Source organism: Pseudomonas sp. E1BtOHC1 (assembly GCF_058744285.1).
On the sequence record NZ_CP196023.1, the window covers coordinates 5420043 to 5442598 of the forward strand.

General features: G+C 61.8%; 20 protein-coding genes. 14 read left to right on the top strand and 6 right to left on the bottom strand.

What is annotated here, in order from left to right; all coding sequences use genetic code 11:
• Position 1: 1 nt before the first annotated feature.
• The 12 genes from nuoE (at position 2) to ACSSVC_RS24595 (ending at position 12875) form a co-directional block, all read left to right on the top strand.
• Positions 2-499 (top strand): NADH-quinone oxidoreductase subunit NuoE, encoded by a 498-nt coding sequence (gene nuoE, locus ACSSVC_RS24540; protein WP_011062188.1) that lies wholly within the window; start codon positions 2-4, stop codon positions 497-499.
• The gene (gene nuoF / locus ACSSVC_RS24545; protein WP_253164795.1) at positions 496-1851 is read left to right on the top strand and encodes an NADH-quinone oxidoreductase subunit NuoF; all 1356 of its coding nucleotides are present in this window, start codon (positions 496-498) and stop codon (positions 1849-1851) included. Before nuoE ends, nuoF begins: the two co-directional genes overlap by 4 nt.
• A 137-nt stretch (positions 1852-1988) precedes the next feature.
• Complete coding sequence (gene nuoG, locus ACSSVC_RS24550; RefSeq protein WP_446439737.1) at positions 1989-4703, top strand: NADH-quinone oxidoreductase subunit NuoG; 2715 nt, start codon at positions 1989-1991, stop codon at positions 4701-4703.
• Positions 4700-5707 carry an NADH-quinone oxidoreductase subunit NuoH gene (gene nuoH, locus ACSSVC_RS24555; protein WP_346635091.1) on the top strand — a complete coding sequence of 336 codons (1008 nt, stop codon included), beginning with the start codon at positions 4700-4702 and terminating at the stop codon, positions 5705-5707. The genes nuoG and nuoH overlap by 4 nt, the downstream gene beginning before the upstream one ends.
• A gap of 11 nt (positions 5708-5718) precedes the next feature.
• Positions 5719-6267, top strand: a complete 549-nt coding sequence (gene nuoI / locus ACSSVC_RS24560) for an NADH-quinone oxidoreductase subunit NuoI (RefSeq protein ID WP_003223795.1) — start codon at positions 5719-5721, stop codon at positions 6265-6267.
• 9 nt (positions 6268-6276) lie between these two features.
• A complete protein-coding gene (gene nuoJ / locus ACSSVC_RS24565; protein ID WP_011062192.1) occupies positions 6277-6777 on the top strand; it encodes an NADH-quinone oxidoreductase subunit J in 501 nt (166 codons plus the stop codon).
• A gap of 4 nt (positions 6778-6781) precedes the next feature.
• Entirely contained in the window at positions 6782-7090 is a 309-nt protein-coding gene (gene nuoK / locus ACSSVC_RS24570) for an NADH-quinone oxidoreductase subunit NuoK (protein WP_077934490.1), read from the top strand.
• The gene (nuoL, locus tag ACSSVC_RS24575) at positions 7087-8940 is read left to right on the top strand and encodes an NADH-quinone oxidoreductase subunit L (RefSeq protein ID WP_110652833.1); all 1854 of its coding nucleotides are present in this window, start codon (positions 7087-7089) and stop codon (positions 8938-8940) included. Before nuoK ends, nuoL begins: the two co-directional genes overlap by 4 nt.
• A 39-nt stretch (positions 8941-8979) precedes the next feature.
• A complete protein-coding gene (gene nuoM / locus ACSSVC_RS24580) occupies positions 8980-10512 on the top strand; it encodes an NADH-quinone oxidoreductase subunit M (protein WP_011062195.1) in 1533 nt (510 codons plus the stop codon).
• A gap of 7 nt (positions 10513-10519) precedes the next feature.
• Entirely contained in the window at positions 10520-11983 is a 1464-nt protein-coding gene (nuoN, locus tag ACSSVC_RS24585) for an NADH-quinone oxidoreductase subunit NuoN (protein WP_015636299.1), read from the top strand.
• 237 nt (positions 11984-12220) lie between these two features.
• Positions 12221-12571 carry a toxin gene (locus ACSSVC_RS24590; protein WP_492611582.1) on the top strand — a complete coding sequence of 117 codons (351 nt, stop codon included), beginning with the start codon at positions 12221-12223 and terminating at the stop codon, positions 12569-12571.
• A complete protein-coding gene (locus tag ACSSVC_RS24595; RefSeq protein ID WP_346635093.1) occupies positions 12558-12875 on the top strand; it encodes a helix-turn-helix domain-containing protein in 318 nt (105 codons plus the stop codon). Before ACSSVC_RS24590 ends, ACSSVC_RS24595 begins: the two co-directional genes overlap by 14 nt.
• Positions 12876-12947: 72 nt before the next feature.
• On the opposite strand, the gene cysS is transcribed toward ACSSVC_RS24595, so the two are convergent.
• Together cysS and ACSSVC_RS24605 are read right to left on the bottom strand one after the other, a co-directional pair.
• Entirely contained in the window at positions 12948-14330 is a 1383-nt protein-coding gene (cysS, locus tag ACSSVC_RS24600) for a cysteine--tRNA ligase (protein WP_492611583.1), read from the bottom strand.
• Between the two features lie 18 nt (positions 14331-14348).
• Positions 14349-16049: a glutamine--tRNA ligase/YqeY domain fusion protein gene (locus tag ACSSVC_RS24605; RefSeq protein ID WP_346635094.1), complete on the bottom strand. Its 1701-nt coding sequence runs from the start codon at positions 16047-16049 to the stop codon at positions 14349-14351.
• A gap of 270 nt (positions 16050-16319) precedes the next feature.
• Between ACSSVC_RS24605 and ACSSVC_RS24610 the strand changes: the two genes are divergently transcribed.
• Together ACSSVC_RS24610 and lpxH are read left to right on the top strand one after the other, a co-directional pair.
• Positions 16320-16823 (top strand): peptidylprolyl isomerase, encoded by a 504-nt coding sequence (locus tag ACSSVC_RS24610; RefSeq protein WP_346635095.1) that lies wholly within the window; start codon positions 16320-16322, stop codon positions 16821-16823.
• On the top strand, positions 16820-17572 hold the full coding sequence (lpxH, locus tag ACSSVC_RS24615) for a UDP-2,3-diacylglucosamine diphosphatase (RefSeq protein WP_404937309.1): 753 nt from the start codon (positions 16820-16822) through the stop codon (positions 17570-17572). The genes ACSSVC_RS24610 and lpxH overlap by 4 nt, the downstream gene beginning before the upstream one ends.
• A gap of 145 nt (positions 17573-17717) precedes the next feature.
• On the opposite strand, the gene ACSSVC_RS24620 is transcribed toward lpxH, so the two are convergent.
• The 4 genes from ACSSVC_RS24620 to ACSSVC_RS24635 form a co-directional block, all read right to left on the bottom strand.
• Positions 17718-19247: a DHA2 family efflux MFS transporter permease subunit gene (locus ACSSVC_RS24620; protein WP_346635097.1), complete on the bottom strand. Its 1530-nt coding sequence runs from the start codon at positions 19245-19247 to the stop codon at positions 17718-17720.
• A 68-nt stretch (positions 19248-19315) separates the two neighbouring features.
• Positions 19316-20515: an HlyD family secretion protein gene (locus tag ACSSVC_RS24625; RefSeq protein ID WP_492611584.1), complete on the bottom strand. Its 1200-nt coding sequence runs from the start codon at positions 20513-20515 to the stop codon at positions 19316-19318.
• A gap of 15 nt (positions 20516-20530) precedes the next feature.
• Positions 20531-22000, bottom strand: a complete 1470-nt coding sequence (locus ACSSVC_RS24630) for an efflux transporter outer membrane subunit (RefSeq protein ID WP_492611585.1) — start codon at positions 21998-22000, stop codon at positions 20531-20533.
• Positions 21997-22470, bottom strand: a complete 474-nt coding sequence (locus tag ACSSVC_RS24635) for a MarR family winged helix-turn-helix transcriptional regulator (RefSeq protein ID WP_346635100.1) — start codon at positions 22468-22470, stop codon at positions 21997-21999. Before ACSSVC_RS24635 ends, ACSSVC_RS24630 begins: the two co-directional genes overlap by 4 nt.
• Between the last annotated feature and the right edge of the window lie 86 nt (positions 22471-22556).

The window sequence follows — 22556 nt, forward strand, 5'->3', positions numbered from 1 at the left end:
CATGAACAGCACGCTTATCCAGACAGACCGTTTCGCCCTGAGCGAAACCGAGCGCTCGGCCATCGAGCACGAGATGCATCACTACGAAGACCCGCGCGCGGCGTCGATCGAAGCCCTGAAGATCGTCCAGAAGGAACGTGGCTGGGTGCCGGACGGCGCGGTCTACGCCATCGGCGAGATCCTTGGCATCCCCGCCAGCGACGTTGAAGGTGTGGCGACGTTCTACAGCCAGATCTTCCGTCAGCCAGTGGGCCGCCACATCATTCGCGTCTGCGACAGCATGGTCTGCTACATCGGCGGCCACGAGTCCGTGGTCAGCCAGATCCAGAGCGAGCTGGGCATTGGCCTCGGCCAGACCACCGCCGACGGCCGCTTCACCCTGCTGCCAGTGTGCTGCCTGGGCAACTGCGACAAGGCCCCGGCGCTGATGATCGACGACGACACTTTCGGCGACGTGCAGCCTGCTGGCGTGGCCAAACTGTTGGAGGGCTACGTATGACCCTGACCTCTTTCGGCCCTGCGAACCGCATTGCGCGCACCGCAGAAACCCACCCCCTGACCTGGCGCCTGCGTGACGACGGCGAGCCCGTATGGCTCGACGAGTACCAGGCCAAGAACGGCTACGCGGCGGCCCGCAAGGCCTTCGCCGACCTGTCCCAGGACGACATCGTCCAGACCGTCAAGGATGCCGGCCTCAAGGGTCGCGGCGGTGCGGGCTTCCCCACCGGCGTGAAGTGGGGCCTGATGCCCAAAGACGAATCCATGAACATCCGCTACTTGCTGTGCAACGCGGACGAAATGGAACCCAACACCTGGAAAGACCGCATGCTGATGGAGCAACTGCCCCATCTGCTGATCGAAGGCATGCTGATCAGTGCCCGCGCACTGAAAACCTACCGCGGCTACATCTTCCTGCGCGGCGAGTACACCACCGCCGCCAAGCACCTGCGGCGTGCCGTGGAAGAAGCCAAGGCCGCGGGCCTGCTGGGCAAGAACATCCTGGGCAGCGGCTTCGATTTCGAGCTGTTCGTCCACACCGGCGCCGGGCGTTACATCTGCGGTGAAGAAACCGCACTGATCAACTCCCTGGAAGGCCGTCGCGCCAACCCACGCTCCAAGCCGCCCTTCCCTGCCGCCGTGGGCGTATGGGGCAAGCCGACGTGCGTGAACAACGTCGAGACCCTGTGCAACGTGCCGGCGATCATCGGCGACGGCGTGGAGTGGTACAAATCTCTGGCCCGCGAAGGCAGCGAAGACCACGGCACCAAGCTGATGGGCTTCTCCGGCAAAGTGAAGAACCCTGGCCTGTGGGAGCTGCCCTTCGGCGTGACCGCACGCGAGCTGTTCGAAGACTACGCCGGCGGCATGCGCGACGGCTTCAAGCTCAAGTGCTGGCAGCCAGGCGGCGCCGGTACCGGCTTCCTGTTGCCAGAACATCTGGATGCGCAAATGTATGCCGGCGGCATCGCCAAAGTGGGCACCCGTATGGGTACCGGCCTGGCCATGGCGGTGGACGACAGCATCAACATGGTGTCGCTGCTGCGCAACATGGAGCAGTTCTTCGCCCGTGAATCCTGCGGCTTCTGCACCCCTTGCCGCGATGGCCTGCCATGGAGCGTCAAGCTGCTGATGGCCCTGGAGAATGGCCAAGGCCAGCAAGGCGACATCGAGACCCTGCTGGGTCTGGTGGGTTTCCTCGGCCCAGGCAAGACCTTCTGTGCTCACGCACCGGGTGCCGTGGAGCCTTTGGGCAGTGCCATCAAGTATTTCCGTCCAGAGTTCGAAGCCGGCATCGCGCCTACCAGCGCCGCCGTCCCGCCTCTGGCCCGACCGATCGTAGTCGGCGCGTAACGCTTAGATGAGGGTGCAGGGTCCGTGCCCTGCGCTCGACGTGCGATGACGCCGTGAACGGCTGTGTTGATTCGCACGCATAACAAGATTCCATTAGCCACGCCCGCTGACACCGGGCCAACGAAGAACTTTGAACCATGGCCACTATCCACGTAGACGGCAAAGCGCTCGAAGTCGATGGGGCGGACAACCTGTTACAGGCTTGTCTGTCACTAGGCCTCGACATCCCTTATTTCTGCTGGCACCCCGCTCTCGGTAGCGTCGGTGCCTGTCGCCAGTGCGCGGTCAAGCAGTACACCGACGAGAACGACACCCGTGGTCGTATCGTCATGTCCTGCATGACCCCAGCCACCGACAACACCTGGATCTCCATCGACGATGAAGAATCCAAGGCCTTCCGCGCCAGTGTTGTCGAGTGGCTGATGACCAACCACCCCCACGACTGCCCGGTCTGTGAGGAAGGCGGTCACTGCCACCTGCAAGACATGACGGTGATGACCGGCCACAACGAGCGCCGTTACCGCTTCACCAAGCGCACCCACCAGAACCAGGACCTCGGCCCGTTCATTTCCCACGAGATGAACCGCTGCATCGCCTGCTATCGCTGCGTACGCTTCTACAAGGACTACGCCGGCGGTACCGACCTGGGCGTCTACGGCGCCCACGACAACGTGTACTTCGGTCGCGTTGAAGACGGCACCCTGGAAAGCGAGTTCTCCGGCAACCTCACCGAGGTCTGCCCGACCGGTGTGTTCACCGACAAGACTCACTCCGAGCGCTACAACCGCAAGTGGGACATGCAGTTCTCGCCGAGCATCTGCCATGGCTGCTCCAGCGGTTGCAACATCTCCCCGGGCGAGCGCTACGGCGAGCTGCGGCGCATCGAGAACCGCTACAACGGTTCGGTGAACCAGTACTTCCTCTGCGACCGTGGCCGTTTCGGTTATGGCTACGTCAACCGCAAGGACCGTCCACGCCAGCCACGCCTGGCCGACGGCACCAAGCTGACCCTGGACCAGGCTCTGGACCAGGCCGCCGACCTGCTGCGCGGTCGCAACATCGTCGGTATCGGCTCGCCTCGCGCCAGCCTGGAAAGCAACTACGCCCTGCGTGAGCTGGTAGGTGCCGAGCACTTCTACAGCGGTATCGAAGCTTCTGAACTGGAGCGCATCCGCCTGGTTCTGCAGGTTCTGAACGACAGCCCGCTGCCGGTTCCGAACCTGCGCGACATCGAAGACCACGATGCCATCTTTGTCCTCGGCGAAGACCTGACCCAGACCGCCGCACGCATGGCCCTGGCCCTGCGCCAGTCAGTCAAGGGCAAGGCCGAGGAAATGGCCGATGCCATGCGCGTCCAGCCTTGGCTCGACGCTGCGGTGAAGAACATCGGCCAGCACGCGCTGAACCCGCTGTTCATTGCCAGCCTCGCTGAAACCAAGCTCGACGACGTGGCCGAGGAGTGTGTACACGCCGCTCCGGACGACCTGGCGCGCATCGGTTTCGCCGTGGCCCACGCCATCGACGCCAGTGCCCCGGCCGTAGAAGGCCTGGACAGCGAAGCCCTGGAACTGGCCAAACGCATCGCCGATGCTCTGCTGGCGGCCAAGCGGCCACTGATCATTGCCGGTACCTCCCTGGGTTCCAAGGCACTGATCGAAGCAGCGGCGAACATTGCCAAAGCCTTGAAGCTGCGCGAGAAAGCCGGCTCCATCAGCCTGATCGTGCCAGAGGCCAACAGCCTCGGCCTGGCCATGCTCGGTGGCGAATCCGTGGACGCGGCCCTGCAGGCGGTGATCGACGGTAAGGCCGACGCCATCGTGGTGCTGGAAAACGACCTGTACACCCGCACCGACGCAGCCAAGGTGGATGCCGCGCTTAATGCAGCGAAGGTGGTGATCGTTGCCGATCATCAACAGACTGCAACCCTCGAGCATGCACACCTAGTGCTGTCGGCGGCCAGCTTCGCCGAAGGCGACGGCACCCTGATCAGCCAGGAAGGCCGCGCCCAGCGCTTCTTCCAGGTCTTCGATCCGACCTACCTGGACGCCAGCATCATGGTTCACGAAGGCTGGCGCTGGCTGCATGCCCTGCGCAGTACCTTGCTGAACCAGCCGGTGGACTGGACCCAGCTGGACCACGTGACCGCTGCCTGCGCCGCGAGCACCCCGCAACTGGCCGGCATCGTTGACGCCGCGCCATCCGCCGCGTTCCGCATCAAGGGCCTGAAACTGGCTCGCGAACCGCTGCGCTACAGTGGCCGTACCGCCATGCGCGCCAACCAGAGCGTGCACGAACCGCGTACTTCGCAAGACCCGGATACTGCCTTCGCCTACTCCATGGAAGGTTACTCGGGCTCCGCCGAACCGCGCTCGCAAGTGCCGTTCGCCTGGTCGCCGGGCTGGAACTCGCCGCAAGCCTGGAACAAGTTCCAGGACGAAGTCGGCGGCCACCTGCGTGCCGGCGACCCGGGTACCCGCCTGATCGAAAGCCAGGGCGACCGCCTCAACTGGTTCGCCAGCGTGCCGCGGGCCTTCTCCCCGGCTCAGGGCACTTGGCAAGCGGTGCCGTTCTACCATCTGTTCGGCAGCGAAGAGAACTCTTCGAAAGCCGCTCCAGTGCAGGAACGCATTCCGGCGGCCTACGTGGCCCTGGCCAAGTCCGAAGCCGATCGCCTGGGTGTCAACGACGGTGCCTTGCTCACGGTGAACGTAGCCGGCCAGACCCTGCGTCTGCCACTGCGCATCAACGAAGAGCTGGGTGCTGGCCTGGTGGGCCTGCCTGCCGGCCTGGCGGGGATTCCTCCGGCGTTCTTTGGCAAATCCGTTGACGGTCTGCAGGAGGCGGCGCAATGAGTTGGTTTACCCCTGAAGTGATCGACGTGATCCTGACGGTCGTCAAAGCCATCGTGATCCTGCTGGCCGTGGTGGTCGCCGGTGCGCTGTTGAGCTTCGTCGAACGTCGCCTGCTGGGCTGGTGGCAGGACCGTTACGGTCCGAACCGCGTTGGCCCGTTCGGTATGTTCCAGATCGCCGCCGACATGCTGAAGATGTTCTTCAAGGAAGACTGGACTCCACCGTTTGCCGACAAGGTGATCTTCACCCTGGCACCGGTGGTCGCCATGAGCGCCTTGCTGATCGCCTTTGCGATCATCCCGATCACCCCGACCTGGGGCGTCGCGGACCTGAACATCGGCCTGCTGTTCTTCTTCGCCATGGCCGGTCTTTCGGTCTACGCGGTGCTGTTCGCCGGCTGGTCGAGTAACAACAAGTTCGCCCTGCTGGGCAGCTTGCGTGCCTCGGCCCAGACCGTGTCCTACGAAGTGTTCATGGGCCTGGCGCTGATGGGCATCGTGGCTCAGGTCGGTTCGTTCAACATGCGCGACATCGTCGAGTACCAGGCGCAGAACCTGTGGTTCATCATTCCGCAGTTCTTCGGCTTCTGTACGTTCTTCATCGCTGGCGTGGCCGTGACTCACCGTCACCCCTTCGACCAGCCGGAAGCGGAACAGGAACTGGCCGACGGTTACCACATTGAATACGCCGGTATGAAATGGGGCATGTTCTTCGTTGGCGAGTACATCGGCATCATCCTGATCTCGGCACTGCTGGTCACCCTGTTCTTCGGTGGCTGGCACGGTCCGTTCGGCATCCTGCCGCAACTGTCCTTCGTCTGGTTCGCCCTGAAGACCGCGTTCTTCATCATGCTGTTCATCCTGCTGCGCGCCTCTATCCCGCGCCCGCGCTATGACCAGGTGATGGACTTCAGCTGGAAATTCTGCCTGCCGCTGACCCTGATCAATTTGCTGGTAACCGCAGCGCTTGTGTTGTTGAACACGCCAGCGGGCGCGGTTCAGTGAGGATTTGACCCATGTTCAAATATATTGGCGACATCGTTAAGGGTACTGGTACCCAGTTGCGCAGCCTGGTGATGGTGTTCGGTCACGGCTTTCGCAAACGCGACACCCTGCAATACCCCGAAGAGCCGGTGTACCTGCCGCCACGCTACCGTGGCCGTATTGTCCTGACTCGCGACCCCGACGGCGAAGAACGTTGCGTTGCCTGCAACCTGTGCGCCGTGGCCTGCCCTGTGGGTTGCATCTCGCTGCAGAAAGCTGAAACCGAAGACGGTCGCTGGTACCCGGACTTCTTCCGTATCAACTTCTCGCGCTGCATTTTCTGCGGTCTTTGCGAGGAAGCCTGCCCGACCACCGCAATCCAGCTGACACCGGATTTCGAAATGGCCGAGTTCAAACGTCAGGACCTGGTTTACGAGAAAGAGGATCTGCTGATCTCCGGTCCCGGAAAGAACCCTGACTACAACTTCTATCGTGTTGCAGGTATGGCCATTGCCGGTAAGCCAAAAGGCTCCGCGCAGAATGAAGCCGAGCCGATCAACGTGAAGAGCTTGCTGCCTTAAGGAAGAACGATGGAATTCGCTTTCTATTTCGCATCAGGTGTTGCCGTTGTTTCCACGCTACGCGTGGTCACCAACACCAACCCTGTGCACGCCCTGCTCTACCTGATCATTTCGTTGATCGCCGTGGCCATGACCTTCTTCAGCCTCGGCGCGCCGTTCGCCGGCGCCCTGGAAGTGATCGCCTATGCTGGCGCCATCATGGTGCTGTTCGTGTTCGTGGTGATGATGCTCAACCTCGGCCCGGCCGCGGCTCAGCAAGAGCGTATCTGGCTCACGCCCGGCATCTGGATCGGCCCGGTGATTCTCGCCGCGCTGCTGCTGGCTGAACTGCTGTACGTATTGTTCAGCCACCAGAGCGGTGCCGGTATCGGTCAAACCACCGTCAGCGCCAAGGCCGTGGGCATCAGCCTGTTCGGTCCTTACCTGCTGGTGGTCGAACTCGCCTCGATGCTGCTGCTTGCCGCAGCCGTCACGGCGTTCCACTTGGGCCGCAACGAGGCGAAGGAGTAATACCATGCCTGTTATCCCTCTCGAGCACGGTCTGGCGGTTGCCGGCATCCTGTTCTGCCTCGGTCTGGTCGGCCTGATGGTCCGCCGTAACATCCTCTTCGTATTGATGAGCCTGGAAGTGATGATGAACGCCTCTGCACTGGCCTTCATCGTTGCGGGCGCCCGCTGGGCGCAACCGGATGGACAAGTGATGTTCATCCTGGTGATCAGCCTGGCAGCCGCCGAGGCCAGTATTGGCCTGGCGATCCTGCTGCAGCTGTACCGCCGCTTCCACACTCTCGATATCGATGCAGCCAGCGAGATGCGCGGATGAACCTTCTCTTTCTGACTTTCGTATTCCCCCTGATCGGTTTCCTGCTGCTGTCGTTCTCCCGGGGACGCCTCTCGGAAAACCTCTCGGCCCTGATCGGCGTCGGCTCCATTGGCCTGTCGGCCATCGTGGCCGCCTACGTGATCTGGCAATTCAACGTCGCGCCGCCCGAGGGTGGTCACTACACCCAGGTGCTGTGGCAGTGGATGTCGGTGGACGGTTTCGCACCGAACTTCGCCCTGTACCTGGATGGTCTGTCCGTGACCATGCTCGGTGTAGTAGTGGGCGTGGGCTTCCTGATCCACTTGTTCGCGTCCTGGTACATGCGTGGTGAAGCCGGCTACTCGCGCTTCTTCGCCTACACCAACCTGTTTATCGCCAGCATGCTGTTCCTGGTGCTGGGCGATAACCTGTTGTTCCTGTACTTCGGTTGGGAAGGCGTGGGCCTGTGCAGCTATCTGTTGATCGGTTTCTACTACAGCAACCGCAACAACGGTAACGCCGCACTCAAGGCCTTTATCGTCACCCGTATCGGCGACGTATTCATGGCCATCGGCCTGTTCATCCTGTTCCAACAGGTGGGCACGCTGAACGTCCAGGAACTGCTGGTGCTGGCACCGCAGAAGTTCCAGGCCGGCGACTTCTGGATCACCCTGGCGACCCTGATGCTGCTGGGCGGCGCCGTGGGTAAATCCGCGCAACTGCCGCTGCAGACCTGGCTGGCGGACGCGATGGCCGGTCCGACCCCGGTTTCGGCACTGATCCACGCCGCGACCATGGTGACCGCTGGTGTCTACCTGATCGCCCGTACCCACGGCCTGTTCACCCTGGCGCCGGAAGTCCTGCACCTGGTAGGCCTGGTCGGCGGCGTGACTCTGGTTCTGGCCGGCTTCGCCGCGCTGGTGCAAACCGACATCAAGCGGATCCTCGCCTACTCGACCATGAGCCAGATCGGCTACATGTTCCTGGCCCTGGGCGTTGGCGCCTGGGACGGCGCGATCTTCCACCTGATGACCCACGCCTTCTTCAAGGCCCTGCTGTTCCTTGCTTCCGGTGCGGTGATCGTTGCCTGCCACCACGAGCAGAACATCTTCAAGATGGGCGGCCTGTGGAAGAAACTGCCTCTGGCCTACGCCAGCTTCATCGTTGGTGGCGCAGCCCTGGCAGCCCTGCCTCTGGTAACCGCGGGCTTCTATTCCAAGGACGAGATCCTCTGGGAAGCCTTCGCCAGCGGCAACCACGGCCTGCTGTACGCCGGCCTGGTGGGTGCGTTCATGACCTCGCTGTACACCTTCCGCCTGATCTTCATCACCTTCCACGGTGAAGCCAAGACCGAAGCCCACGCCGGCCACGGGATCTCCCACTGGCTGCCGCTGGTGGTGCTGATCGTGCTGTCCACCGGGATCGGCGCGATGATCACTCCGCCCCTGCATGGTGTACTGCCGCTGAGCGCCGGTCATGCCGGTGGCGAAGCCAAGCACAGCCTGGAAATCGCCTCGGGCGCCATCGCCCTGGCCGGTATCCTGCTGGCCGCCCTGTTGTTCCTTGGCAAGCGTCGCGTTGTGACCGCCATCGCCAACAGCGGCATCGGGCGTCTGCTCTCGGCCTGGTGGTTCGCCGCCTGGGGCTTCGACTGGATCTACGACAAACTGTTCGTCAAGCCATACCTGGCCATCAGCCATGTACTGCGCAAGGACCCGCTCGATCAGACTATCGGTTTGATCCCGCGTATGGCCAAAGGGGGTCACAACTCCCTGAGCCGTACCGAGACCGGTCAACTGCGTTGGTACGCCGCCTCGATGGCAGCCGGTGCCGTGCTGGTCATCGGCGCCATTGTGCTGGTAGCGGTCTGATATGAACCTTGCGAACTTGCGAAAGGAATTGAGCCCGTCATGATTCTGCCTTGGCTAATCCTGATCCCCTTCATCGGCGGCCTGCTGTGCTGGCTGGGTGAGCGCTTCGGCGCCACCCTCCCCCGCTGGATTGCGCTGTTGACCATGACCCTGGAACTCGCTCTCGGCCTCTGGCTGTGGGCCCACGGTAACTATTCATTTGCTCCGGCGCCTGGCGCCGATCCAACTTGGGCCATCGAGTTCAAGCATGTCTGGATCGAGCGCTTCGGCATCAACGTGCACCTGGCGCTGGACGGCCTGTCGCTGTTGATGATCCTGCTGACCGGCCTGCTGGGTATCCTCTCGGTACTCTGCTCCTGGAAAGAGATCCAGCGTCACGTGGGCTTCTTCCACCTGAACCTGATGTGGATCCTGGGCGGTGTGGTCGGCGTGTTCCTGGCGCTGGACCTGTTCATGTTCTTCTTCTTCTGGGAAATGATGCTGGTGCCGATGTACTTCCTCATCGCGCTCTGGGGTCACAGCTCGGCAGACGGCAAGAAAACCCGGATTTACGCGGCGACCAAGTTCTTCATCTTCACTCAGGCTTCCGGCCTGATCATGCTGGTGGCGATCCTGGGTCTGGTGCTGGTCAACTTCAACAACACCGGGGTCATCACTTTCGATTACGCCCAGTTGCTCAAGACCAAGATGTCCACCGCCACGGAGTACATCCTGATGCTCGGCTTCTTCATCGCCTTTGCGGTGAAGCTGCCGGTGGTGCCGTTCCACTCCTGGCTGCCTGACGCTCACGCCCAGGCACCGACCGCCGGTTCCGTGGACCTGGCGGGCATCCTGCTGAAGACCGCGGCCTATGGCCTGCTGCGCTTTGCCCTGCCGTTGTTCCCCAACGCCTCGGCCGAGTTCGCACCGATCGCCATGACCCTGGGCCTGATCGGGATTTTCTACGGTGCCTTCCTGGCATTCGCCCAGACCGACATCAAGCGCCTGATCGCCTTCTCCAGCGTTTCCCACATGGGCTTCGTGCTGATCGGTATCTACTCCGGCAGCCAGCAGGCCCTGCAGGGCGCGGTGATCCAGATGCTGGCCCACGGTGTTTCGGCAGCCGCGCTGTTTATCCTCAGCGGCCAGTTGTACGAGCGCACCCATACCCGCGACATGCGTGAAATGGGCGGCCTGTGGTCGCGTATCGCCTACCTGCCGGCCATCAGCCTGTTCTTTGCAGCAGCTTCTCTGGGCCTGCCGGGCACCGGTAACTTCGTCGGCGAGTTCCTGATCCTGATCGGCACCTTCGTCAGTGCGCCATGGATCACCGCGATCGCGACTTCCGGCCTGGTGTTCGGCTCGGTCTACTCGCTGATCATGATCCACCGTGCCTACTTCGGCCCGTCCAAGTCGGACGCGGTACTGCACGGTATGGATGCTCGCGAACTGATCATGGTGCTGGGACTGGCGGTCCTGCTGATCTACATCGGCGTGTACCCGCAACCGTTCCTCGATACCTCTGCCGCCACCATGCATGGTGTGCAGCAATGGCTCAGCACCGCCTTCACTCAACTCGCTTCGGCCCGGTAAGAGCGCTATGGACTTTACGATTCAACACTTTATAGCCCTGGCGCCGCTGCTGATCACCAGCGCCACCCTTGTGGTGGTGATGTTGGCGATCGCCTGGCGGCGCAACCACGCCCAGACCTTCCTGCTGTCGGTGGCCGGTCTGAACCTGGCATTGCTGTCGATCTTCCCGGTGCTGAAAGTGGCACCCCTGGCGGTCACCCCGCTGTTGCAGATCGACCAGTTCGCCTGCCTCTACATGGCCCTGATCCTGGTGGCCACCCTGGCCTGCGTCACCCTGGCCCACGCCTACCTGGGCGACGGCAGCAGCGGTTACCCGGGCAACCGAGAAGAGCTGTACCTGCTGATCCTGCTGGCCGCCGCCGGTGGTCTGGTACTGGTCAGCGCGCAGAACCTGGCCGGCCTGTTCATCGGCCTGGAGCTGCTTTCGGTACCGGTCTACGGCCTGGTGGCCTATGCCTTCTTCAACAAGCGCTCCCTGGAAGCCGGCATCAAGTACATGGTGCTGTCGGCCGCCGGTTCGGGCTTCCTGTTGTTCGGCATGGCCTTGCTCTACGCAGAAGCCGGTAGCCTGAGCTTCAGCGGCATCGGTCAGGCCCTGGCCGCCACTGGGCTGCCAAGCCCGCTGGCGCAACTGGGCCTGGGCATGATGCTGATCGGCCTGGCCTTCAAACTGTCGCTGGTACCATTCCACCTGTGGACTCCGGACGTCTACGAAGGCGCCCCGGCGCCGGTCGCCGCCTTCCTGGCCACCGCCAGCAAGGTGGCAGTGTTCGCCGTACTGGTGCGTCTGTTCCAGCTGTCTCCAGTGGCCAGCAGCGGTGTCCTGAGCAACGTGCTGACCGTGATCGCCATCGCCTCGATCCTGGTGGGTAACCTGTTGGCGCTGACCCAGAGCAACCTCAAGCGTCTGCTGGGTTACTCGTCCATCGCCCACTTCGGTTACCTGCTGATCGCCCTGGTGGCGAGCAAGGGTCTGGCCATGGAAGCCATCGGCGTGTACCTGGTCACCTACGTGATCACCAGCCTCGGCGCCTTCGGCGTGATCACCCTGATGTCCTCGCCGTACAAAGGCCGTGATGCCGACGCCCTGTACGAGTACCGCGGCCTGTTCTGGCGCCGTCCGTACCTGACCGCCGTGCTCACTGTGATGATGCTGTCGCTGGCCGGTATTCCGCTGACCGCGGGCTTCATCGGCAAGTTCTACATCATCGCTACCGGTGTCGAAGCGCACCAATGGTGGCTGGTCGGTTCCCTGGTAATGGGCAGCGCCATCGGCGTCTTCTACTACCTGCGAGTGATGGTCACCCTGTACTTGATCGAGCCGAACCTGCGTCGCGTCGATGCCCAACTGCACTGGGAACAGAAAGCCGGTGGCGTCATGCTGCTGGCCATCGCGGTCCTGGCGTTCTTCCTCGGCGTATACCCACAGCCGCTGCTGACCCTGGTCCAGCACTCCGGCCTGGCGGGTTGATCACTTAGGTTTCAACGCAACAAACAGAACGGCACCTTCGGGTGCCGTTTTGCATTTCAGGCCCCTGCCCTCCCCTCTTCCCAGCGAAACTCGGAATCGCCCTTCCTGTCACGTCGGCCCGGTCCGACATTCAGCCCACTGCCGCGGGCATAGACTGTTGCCAGATCAAACGCGGCGCTCAGCGGGCCTTGACCAAAGCTGCAGCGTCATCCAGTCTATACGCAGGAAGCGTATGAAATGAATGCTCTGTTTATTGAACTACCGGCATTTGCACGATACCGAAAGGACTTCCTTGACGACGAGTTGTTCTGCGAACTGCAGATCGAGTTGCTGCGCCACCCGCACGCGGGTGTTCTGATTCAGGGCACTGGCGGCTTGCGCAAGATGCGTTTCGTCGATGAGCGACGCAACAACGGCAAGCGTGGCGGGCTGAGGGTGATTTATTACTGGTGGTCCAGGGGAGCGCAGTTCTGGCTCTTTACCTTGTTCGACAAGGAGCAGATGGACGACCTGCTACCGCAGCAGCGACAACAGCTCAAACAACTGCTGGAACGTGAAATCGAGGCCAGAAGACATGACCAAACGTGACATCTTTTCCGAACTGCTAGAAGGCGTCGATGCCCTCACCCAGGAACGTCAGGGCAAGATCACCCTGCGCAGCCATAAAGTGAAGCTCGACAAGCTGCCGCCCATCACCGCCGCCGAGGTGATGAACATCCGCCAGCAACTCAACCTCTCGCGCTCGGTATTCGCCATGTACCTGCGCACCAACACCCGCACCCTGGAAAACTGGGAACAGGGCCGCGCCACCCCCAATGCCCAGGCCACAACCCTGATACGCCTAGTGGAACGCTACCCGGATACCGTAGAGCGCCTGGCCTCGCTGGCCTGAGCAAGCCTGGGCTTTGCAATGGGCAACAAAAAACCCGCACCAGGCGGGTTTCTTGTTGCTGCGAACCTAGGCCTAGTCAGCCAAGCGCCAGCTAGTGCCGCCCTTGCCGTCTTCCAGAATCACGCCCATGGCGGTGATCTGGTCACGGATCCGGTCGGACTCGGCCCAGTCCTTGTTGGCACGGGCCGCCAGGCGAGCCTGGATCAGCGCCTCGACTTCGGCCGCATCGACCCGGCCTTCGGCACCGGCTTGCAGGAAGTCGTCGGCTTCCAGTTGCAGCACACCCAGTACGCTGGCCAGCTCTTTCAGGCGCGCCGCCAGACCGGCCGCCGCATCGATATCGCTCTCACGCAGGCGGTTGATCTCGCGCACCATCTCGAACAGTACGGCACAGGCTTCCGGAGTACCGAAGTCGTCGTTCATCACCTGGGTGAAACGTTCGACAAAGGCTTCGCCACCGGCCGGCGCCACTTTCGGCAGGCCCTTGAGCGCGTGATAGAAACGCTCCAGTGCGCCCTTGGCGTCCTTGAGGTTGTCTTCCGAATAGTTGATGGCGCTGCGGTAGTGGCTGGCCACCAGCAGGTAACGCACCACTTCCGGATGGTACTTGTCGAGCACATCGCGAATGGTGAAGAAGTTGTTCAAGGACTTGGACATCTTCTCGCCATTGATGCGGATCATGCCGCAGTGCATCCAGGCGTTGGCGTAGGGCTTGCCGGTGGCGGCCTCGCTCTGGGCAATCTCGTTCTCGTGGTGCGGGAACTCCAGGTCGCTGCCGCCGCCATGAATGTCGAAGGTCTCGCCCAGGCAGCAGGTGGACATCACCGAGCATTCGATGTGCCAGCCCGGACGACCGTCACCCCAAGGCGATGGCCAGCTTGGCTCGCCCGGCTTGGTGCCTTTCCACAGAACGAAGTCCAGTGGGTCCTGCTTCGACTCGTCGACTTCGATCCGCGCGCCGATGCGCAGGTCTTCGATCTTCTTGCGCGACAGCTTGCCGTAGCCCATGAATTTGCCGACGCGGTAGTACACGTCGCCATTGCCCGGGGCATAAGCGTAACCCTTGTCGATCAGGGTCTGGATCATCTTCAGCATGCCCGGAATATGATCCGTGGCACGCGGCTCCATGTCCGGCTTGAGGATGTTGAGGCGTGCTTCATCCTCGTGCATCGCCGTGATCATGCGTTCGGTCAGGACATTGAACGGCTCACCGTTCTCCTTGGCCCGGTTGATGATCTTGTCTTCGATGTCGGTGATGTTGCGCACATACGTCAGGTCATACCCGCTGAAACGCAGCCAGCGGGTAATCAGGTCGAAGGCCACCATGCTGCGGCCATGGCCCAGGTGGCAGTAGTCGTACACGGTCATGCCGCACACGTACATGCGCACCTTGTTGCCATCCAGAGGCTTGAAGACTTCTTTGCTCTTGGTGAGCGTGTTGTAGATCGTTAGCACGTTAGTTCCTTGACTGAATCACTGACCCCAGGAGTCGCGCAGGGTCACGGTACGGTTGAATACCGGAGCACCTGGTTTCGAGTCCTTGATATCCGCGCAGAAGTAGCCTTCGCGCTCGAACTGGAAACGGTCTTCCGGCTGTGCGTTGCCCAGCGAGGGTTCAGCACGACAACCAGTGAGCACTTGCAGGGAGTCAGGGTTGATGTTGTCCAGGAAACTCGCGCTGTCTTCGGCCTTCTCCGGGTTCGGAGAGCGGAACAGACGATCGTACAGACGCACTTCGCACTCGACGCTAGCCGCAGCCGGCACCCAGTGGACCACGCCCTTGACCTTGCGGCCTTCAGGGTTCTTGCCCAGGGTGTCCGGATCGTAGGAGCAACGCAGCTCGACGATATTGCCCTCAGCATCCTTGATCGCTTCGTCGGCACGGATCACGTAGCTGCCGCGCAGGCGCACTTCGCCGTTCGGCTCCAGGCGCTTGTAGCCTTTTGGCGGCTCTTCCATGAAGTCGTCACGGTCGATGTAGATTTCACGGGCGAATGGCAGCTTGCGCACGCCAAGTTCTTCTTTCTGCGGATGACGCGGCAGTTCGAGGTTCTCGACCTGGTCTTCCGGATAGTTGGTGATCACGACTTTCAACGGACGCAGCACGCACATGGCGCGCGGGGCATTCGCGTCGAGGTCCTGGCGGATGCTGAATTCCAGCATGCCGTAGTCGACCACGCCGTCGGAGCGGTTGGTGCCAACCATCTCGCAGAAATTGCGGATCGATGCCGGGGTGTAGCCGCGGCGGCGGAAGCCCGACAGGGTCGACATGCGCGGGTCGTCCCAACCATTCACGTGCTTCTCATCCACCAGTTGCTTGAGCTTGCGTTTGCTGGTGATGGTGTAGTTCAGGTTCAGGCGGCTGAACTCGTACTGGCGCGGGTTGGCCGGTACTGGCAGGTGCTCGAGGAACCACTCGTACAGCGGACGGTGGCTTTCGAACTCCAGGGTGCAGATCGAGTGGGTGATGCCTTCGATGGCATCCGACTGACCGTGGGTGAAGTCGTAGTTGGGGTAGATGCACCACTTGTCACCGGTCTGGTGGTGATGGGCGTGGCGGATGCGGTACATGATCGGGTCGCGCAGGTTCATGTTCGGCGAGGCCATGTCGATCTTGGCCCGCAGTACCCGTGCACCGTCCGGGAATTCGCCGGCACGCATGCGGGCGAACCAGTCCAGGTTCTCTTCTACCGAACGCTCGCGGAACGGGCTGTTCTTGCCCGGCTCGGTGAGGCTGCCGCGGTATTCCTTGGCCTGCTCGGGGGTCAGGTCGCAGACGTAGGCTTTGCCTGCCTTGATCAGTTCCACGGCCCAGTCGTGCAACTGGTCGAAATATTGCGAGGCATAGCGCACTTCACCGGACCATTCGAAACCCAGCCACTTGACGTCGCTTTCGATGGCGTCGATGTACTCCTGGTCTTCCTTGGCCGGGTTGGTGTCGTCGAAGCGCAGGTGGGTGACACCCCCGAACTCCTGGGCCAGACCGAAGTTCACGCAGATCGACTTGGCGTGACCGATGTGCAGGTAACCGTTGGGCTCCGGAGGGAAGCGGGTCACGATCTGTGTGTGCTTACCCGAGTCCAGGTCCGCCTGGATGATCGGGCGCAGGAAGTTGACCGGTACGGCCGGTCCAGTCTTGGAATTCGAGGTAGGGTCGACAGTGGGCTTGCTCATAGGATCCTTGAACGTACAAGTGCGCGGCCAGGTGCGGCCTGATAAATCAAAACGGATATCATAGCCGATGCTGTCAAGTGCCTGACAGAGCGCAGCTTTAAAACTGCGGCTATTAATGGCACCCAAGTGAAAAAACAGCCTCGAAATTCGTGGCGGTCACGCTAAACTGCGCTCCTTGGCTGCAGGATGGCCAAATCGGTGCGGACCCCATGCGTGCCCCGCCACCCAGGATTTTCTTGAAAACGCTTCTCCTTATACAGAGTACCGACCATGACCCAAGTCAAACTGACCACCAACCACGGCGAGATCGTGCTGGAACTGAACGCCGAGAAAGCCCCGTTGACCGTGGCCAACTTCGTCGAATACGTGAAAGCCGGTCACTACGAGAACACCGTATTTCACCGCGTCATCGGTAACTTCATGATCCAGGGCGGCGGCTTCGAACCTGGCATGAAAGAAAAGAAAGACAAGCGTCCAAGCATCCAGAACGAAGCGGACAACGGCCTTTCCAACGACAAGTACACCGTCGCCATGGCCCGTACCATGGAGCCGCATTCGGCCTCCGCGCAGTTCTTCATCAACGTCGCTGACAACAGCTTCCTCAACCACAGCGGCAAGACCGTTCAAGGCTGGGGCTATGCCGTATTCGGTAAAGTGATCGCCGGCACTGAAGTGGTCGACAAGATCAAGGGCGTGGCCACCACCATGAAATCCGGCCACCAGGATGTACCCGCAGAAGACGTGATCATCGAGAAAGCCGAGATCGTTGAGTGATACTGCTGATTTCAGATTTGCATCTGGAAGAGGAACGCCCGGACATTACCCGGGCGTTTCTGGATTTACTCGGTGGGCGCGCTCGCGCCGCCGAGGCGCTGTACATACTCGGGGACTTCTTCGAGGTATGGATCGGCGACGATGCCATGACCCCCTACCAGCTTTCCATTTGCCAGGCACTGCGCGAGCTCAGCGACAGCGGCACGCAGATCTTCCTGATGCACGGCAATCGCGACTTCATGCTCGGCCAGGCCTTCTGCAAGGCGGCGGGCGCCACCCTGCTCAAGGACCCCAGCGTCGTCGACTTCTATGGTGAACCGGTATTGCTGATGCACGGCGACAGCCTGTGCACCCGCGACGAAGCCTACATGCGCATGCGCCGTTACCTGCGCAACCCGTTGAGCCTGTGGATTCTGCGGCACCTGCCCTTGCGCACCCGGCGCAAACTGGCACGCAAGCTGCGCAATGAAAGCCGTGCCCAGACCCGCATGAAAGCCAACGACATCGTCGATGTGACCCCGGACGAAGTGCCGCGGGTGATGCAGGAACATGGCGTGCACACCCTGGTACACGGCCATACCCACCGCCCGGCGATTCACAAGTTGCAGATTGGCGAGCAAGCCGCCAAACGCATCGTGCTGGGGGATTGGGACCGTCAAGGTTGGGCGTTGCAGGTCGATGAGCAAGGCTTTCAGTTGGCGGCATTCGATTTCGTACCGGCTCAGTTGGCGCTACCCGGTTCGTCTTGAATTTCGCGTCTTTCGCTGGCAAGCCAGCTCCTACAACGATTCCTCAACCGTAGGAGTCGGCTTGCCGACGAAGAGGGCCCTGGGCCTTGCATTAGCCTTGGGGACGCCTTCGCTGGCAAGCCAGCCCCTACAAGGTAGCTGGGCATCAATGCCCCGCCGACGCCGGGCCGGCCTTGGCGGCGAACGGCGGCTTGGCCAGCCAGACCAGCAGAATCAGGCCCATGAACACCCAGCCCAGCAAGGTGAAATAGTCCACCGTCGAGAGCATGTACGCCTGGCTGGTGAGCACTTGATCCAACTGCGCGTAGGCCTTGGTGCTGGCACCGCCGAGGTTGTTCAGTGCATCCCGGGTGACCGGATCGAAGGTGCTCATGCTTTCGCTCATGTAGGCATGGTGCTGATCCGCCCGACGTATCCAGATCCAGGTTGTCAGCGACGCGGCAAAGCTGCCTCCCAGGGTCCGCAGAAAGGTCGCCAGGCCAGCGCCGTCGGCGATCTGGTGCGGCGGCAGATCGGACATCAGGATGCTCAGGGTCGGCATGAAGAACAGCGCCACGCCAATCCCCATGAACAACTGCACCAGGGCGATGTGCTGGAAGTCCACCTCATTGGTGAAACCGGCACGCATGAAGCAGCTCAGGCCAATGGCCAGGAATGCCAGGCCAGCCAGTAGGCGCAGGTCGAACTTGTGGGCGTACTTGCCGACAAAGGGCGACATCAGCACCGGCAGGATGCCAATCGGTGCCACGGCCAGACCGGCCCAGGTGGCGGTATAGCCCATCTGGGTCTGCAACCATTGCGGCAGGATCAGGTTGATCCCGAAGAACCCGGCGTAGCCGCCCACCAGCACAATGGTGCCGATGCGGAAGTTGCGATGGGCGAACAGCCGCAGGTTGACCACCGGATGACGATCGGTCATTTCCCAGATCACGAACACCGCCAGGGCAATCACCGAGATCAGCGTGCCGACGATGATGAAGTTGGACTCGAACCAGTCCAGGTCGTTGCCCTTGTCGAGGACGATCTGCAAGGCACCAACCCCGACAATCAGGCTCAGCAGGCCGATATAGTCCATCGGCTGACGACTGGTCACCACCGGCCGCGCTTTCATTTGCTGCTGCACCACCCAGGCGGCAAACAGGCCGATCGGCACGTTGATAAAGAAGATCCACGGCCAGCTGTAGCTGTCGGTGATCCAGCCACCGAGTATCGGCCCGGCAATCGGCGCCACCACCGTGACCATGGCCAGCAGCGCCAGGGCCATGCCCCTCTTCGCGGGCGGGTAGACGGCAATCAGCAGGGTTTGGGTCATGGGATACAGGGGACCTGCTACCACCCCTTGCAGCACCCGAAAGCCCACCAATTCCGGCATGGAGGTGGAAATGCCGCAGAGAAACGAGGCCACCACGAACAGCAGCGTGGCCCAGATAAACAGCTTCACTTCACCGAAACGCCGGCTCAGCCAGCCGGTCAGCGGCAAGGCAATGGCGTTGCTCACGGCGAACGAGGTAATGACCCAGGTGCCCTGTTCCGAACTCACCCCGAGGTTGCCGGAGATGGTCGGCAACGCCACGTTGGCGATGGTGGTATCGAGCACCTGCATGAAGGTCGCCAGGGACAGCCCGATGGTACTCAGCAGCAGGCTGGGAGGCGTGAAAGACGCATTATTGCTCATCGCGAATCCTTTGGAACTGGGCTGGCACCCTGGCCTCTAGACGAAACCAGGGTTGACGGATTGGCGAATCAGCGCTGGGCAGTCTTGCCGATGGTCGCGCTGTTGTCGTGGATCAGGCGGGCGATCAGGGCGTCGGCCTCACCCAACTGACGGTCATAGACGTTGGTGCTCAAAGAAGCCTTTTGCGGTGGTTGCTGGGCCAGTACCGGACCGCTCTGATCTCGCAGGTTGACGTTCACCAGGGTCGACAGGCCGACCCGCAGTGGGTGCTTGGCCAGCTCATCGGCGTTGACGTGGATACGCACCGGTACGCGCTGCACGATCTTGATCCAGTTGCCGGTAGCGTTCTGCGCCGGCAACAGGGCAAAGGCGCTACCGGTACCGGCGCCGAGGCTATCAATGGTGCCGCTGTATTTCACATCGCTGCCATAGATGTCGGCCTCGATATCCACCGGCTGGCCAATGCGCATGTCCCGCAGCTGGGTTTCCTTAAAGTTGGCGTCGATCCACAGCTGGTCCAGGGGAATCACCGCCATCAGTGCAGTACCCGGCTGGACCCGCTGGCCCAGTTGCACGGTGCGCTTGGCCACATAACCGGTCACCGGCGCGATCAGCGTGCTACGGGCGTTGGTCAGGTAGGCCTGGCGCAACTGCGCAGCGGAAGCCTGCACATCCGGGTGATTGGAGACTACGGTGTCGTCTACCAGAGCATTGGTGGTATTGAGCTGCTGCTGGGCATTGGCCAGGGCATTTTGCGCCGAGGTCAGGTCATCGCGAGCGTGGGACAGTTCTTCCTGGGAGATCGCACCACTGGCCGCGAGGTTCTTGCGGCGATTGAAGTTGTCCTGGGCTTTCTGCACTTCGGCCTTCTGCGCCGCCACCTGGGCCCGCATGCCATCGACGTTGCTGTACAAGCCGCGTACCTGGCGCACGGTGCGGGCCAGATTGGCCTCGGCACTCTGCAGGCCGACCTGGGCATCGTTGGGGTCGAAGTTGATCAGCACCTGGCCTTCATGCACCAGGTCGCCATCATCAGCGCCGATGCTGACCACGGTGCCGGTGACCAGCGGGGTGATCTCCACGACGTTGCCGTTGACATAGGCATCGTCGGTGCTTTCATTCCAGCGTCCATAGAGTTCGTGCCAGGCGAACACGCCCAGGCCGCCGAGGATGACGATGGCCGTCAGCCCCAGGAGCATGACTTTGCGCTTGCGGGAGTTGCTGGCGTCCGGGGTGTTTTCGGTTGTTTGAGTGTCGGCAGTGACCATGACAAATACCTCGAATTATTTGGTCTGAGGGGCTGGGGCTGGGTTGGCCGAAGCCAGGTTCTGGGCGCCGAAGCCGCCCCCCAACGCCTGCATCAATTGAATCGACAGGTCGATCTGCTGAGCATTCAGCGTGGCCAGCTGGCGCTGGGCCTGCAGCAATTGCTGCTCGATGCTCAGCACGTCCAGGTAGTTGCCGATCCCGGAACCGAAACGCTGGACCACGGTGTTGTAGGAATCCTGAGCGATGTCGGTGGCGTGCTGCTGGGCGACGATCTGCCGTCCGATATCCCGCAGTTGAGAGATGCTGTCGCTGACATCCCCCAGGGCGGACACCAGGGTCTTGTTGTATTGCGCGACTGCCAGGTCGTAGTCGGCATCCCGAGCGTCCAGGTCGGCCCGCAGTCGCCCACCGTCGAAAATCGGCAGCGAAACGGTCGGCGCAATACTGAAGAAGCGACTGGCGGAACCGAACAGCGCATCGCCCAGCAACGCCTCGGTGCCCGCTCGCGCACTGAGGTTGAGGTTGGGATAGAAACGGGTCTTGCTGGCATCGATGTTCTTGCTCGCCGCTTCCACTCGCCAGCGAGCCGCCACCAGATCCGGCCGGCGTCCCAGCAGTTCAGCAGGCAGCGTCGAAGGCAGGGCTACGGCGCTGGCTTGCAGGACCTTGGGCCGGGAGATGTCATCGGCCCGATCCGGACCTTTGCCCAGCAACACGGCCAGGGCGATCTTCGCGCTCTGCAATTGCTTCTCGGCGTCGATCAGGCTGGCCTGGGAGCTGGCCTCCAGACTTTCGGTCTGCTGGTACTGGTACTGACTGTCGATCCCGGAGTCCAGGCGACGGCGGCTCAGGTCGAGCATCTGCCGGGTACGCTTGAGGTCCTCGTTAGCCAGGTCGTAAACGATATGCGCACGCCCCAGGTCGCTGTAGGCACGCGCCACATCGGCGGCCAGGGTCAGGCTTGCTGCCTGGCGATCGACTTCAGCGGCTCGGGCCTGCCCCAGCGCCGCTTCCCAGGCCGCGCGCTGGCCGCCCCAGAGATCGAAGTTGTAATTGAAGCTGGCGCCAACATTGCGCACCGTGGAATAGGCCCCGCCCTGCCCCAGCGGGTCCTGGTCACGGGCCAGGCGCGATCGGCTGATACCGGCGCTGGCATCCAGGGTTGGCATCCGCTCGGCATCCGCGGCATAGGCCGCAGCACTGGCCTGATGGGCACGGGCACTGGCGATCTGCATGTCCGGGCTGTCCCGCAGGGCTTCCTGGATCAGACCGTCAAGCTGGGTATCGCCCAGGCTTTTCCACCAGTCGCTTTGCGGCCAGGCGGCCGGCGACAAGGTCACGCCGTTGAGAGACTGGCCAGCTGCGAGGCTTTTTGCCTCAAGGCTTACGCCGGAGGTATCCAGGCCGCTGTAATTGGCACAACCGGCCAGACTCATGGCCAACAGCACCAGGCTGAGGCGAGTACGCAAGGATTTACTGCTCATTTATCACCAATGCGCAGGACGGTGATCGGATCACCGGCTGCCAGCAAAATTTTCTTGAGAATCTGTTCCAGGGTGCGCAACTCCTCGGGAGAGATGGCACCGGCAAGCTCGTTCATCGCATTGGCGCCGATGTAGGGCAGCCGATCGGCGAGCTTCTGCCCCTCTTCGGTCAGCACCAGCTGCACTTGGCGGCGATCACCTTCCGAACGCTTGCGAGCGAGAAAATCCTTCTGCTCCAGGCGATCGAGCATGCGGGTCATGGAACCGCTGTCCAGGGACAGGTGGCGACACAACTCGGCTGGCGTATCGACACCGAACTGGGCCATGATGATCAGCACCTTGAACTGCGCGGCGGTGATGCCGTGGGGTTCCATATGGGTGTCAATGATCCGGTCCTTGAGCAAGGCGGCACGCCCCAGCAGCAGGCCGAGATGGCAATTGTGAAAATCGTCGGGTTCGAAATGCTTCATCTGACCACCAATTAGCTGCCTAGGCAGAGAGTGTGTGTCGAGATGTTACTGCCTAGGCAGCCAATGTCAACGCAATAATTAGCTTG

Coding starts and splice junctions, on each gene's coding strand:
- ACSSVC_RS24595 (WP_346635093.1), top strand. CDS start 12,558: ATGACCAAACGTGACATCTTTTCCGAACTGCTAGAAGGCGTCGATGCC.
- nuoH (WP_346635091.1), top strand. CDS start 4,700: ATGAGTTGGTTTACCCCTGAAGTGATCGACGTGATCCTGACGGTCGTC.
- nuoM (WP_011062195.1), top strand. CDS start 8,980: ATGATTCTGCCTTGGCTAATCCTGATCCCCTTCATCGGCGGCCTGCTG.
- nuoF (WP_253164795.1), top strand. CDS start 496: ATGACCCTGACCTCTTTCGGCCCTGCGAACCGCATTGCGCGCACCGCA.
- ACSSVC_RS24620 (WP_346635097.1), bottom strand. CDS start 19,247: ATGAGCAATAATGCGTCTTTCACGCCTCCCAGCCTGCTGCTGAGTACC.
- nuoN (WP_015636299.1), top strand. CDS start 10,520: ATGGACTTTACGATTCAACACTTTATAGCCCTGGCGCCGCTGCTGATC.
- nuoI (WP_003223795.1), top strand. CDS start 5,719: ATGTTCAAATATATTGGCGACATCGTTAAGGGTACTGGTACCCAGTTG.
- nuoG (WP_446439737.1), top strand. CDS start 1,989: ATGGCCACTATCCACGTAGACGGCAAAGCGCTCGAAGTCGATGGGGCG.
- ACSSVC_RS24625 (WP_492611584.1), bottom strand. CDS start 20,515: ATGGTCACTGCCGACACTCAAACAACCGAAAACACCCCGGACGCCAGC.
- nuoL (WP_110652833.1), top strand. CDS start 7,087: ATGAACCTTCTCTTTCTGACTTTCGTATTCCCCCTGATCGGTTTCCTG.
- ACSSVC_RS24630 (WP_492611585.1), bottom strand. CDS start 22,000: ATGAGCAGTAAATCCTTGCGTACTCGCCTCAGCCTGGTGCTGTTGGCC.
- ACSSVC_RS24635 (WP_346635100.1), bottom strand. CDS start 22,470: ATGAAGCATTTCGAACCCGACGATTTTCACAATTGCCATCTCGGCCTG.
- nuoJ (WP_011062192.1), top strand. CDS start 6,277: ATGGAATTCGCTTTCTATTTCGCATCAGGTGTTGCCGTTGTTTCCACG.
- nuoE (WP_011062188.1), top strand. CDS start 2: ATGAACAGCACGCTTATCCAGACAGACCGTTTCGCCCTGAGCGAAACC.
- ACSSVC_RS24590 (WP_492611582.1), top strand. CDS start 12,221: ATGAATGCTCTGTTTATTGAACTACCGGCATTTGCACGATACCGAAAG.
- ACSSVC_RS24610 (WP_346635095.1), top strand. CDS start 16,320: ATGACCCAAGTCAAACTGACCACCAACCACGGCGAGATCGTGCTGGAA.
- ACSSVC_RS24605 (WP_346635094.1), bottom strand. CDS start 16,049: ATGAGCAAGCCCACTGTCGACCCTACCTCGAATTCCAAGACTGGACCG.
- nuoK (WP_077934490.1), top strand. CDS start 6,782: ATGCCTGTTATCCCTCTCGAGCACGGTCTGGCGGTTGCCGGCATCCTG.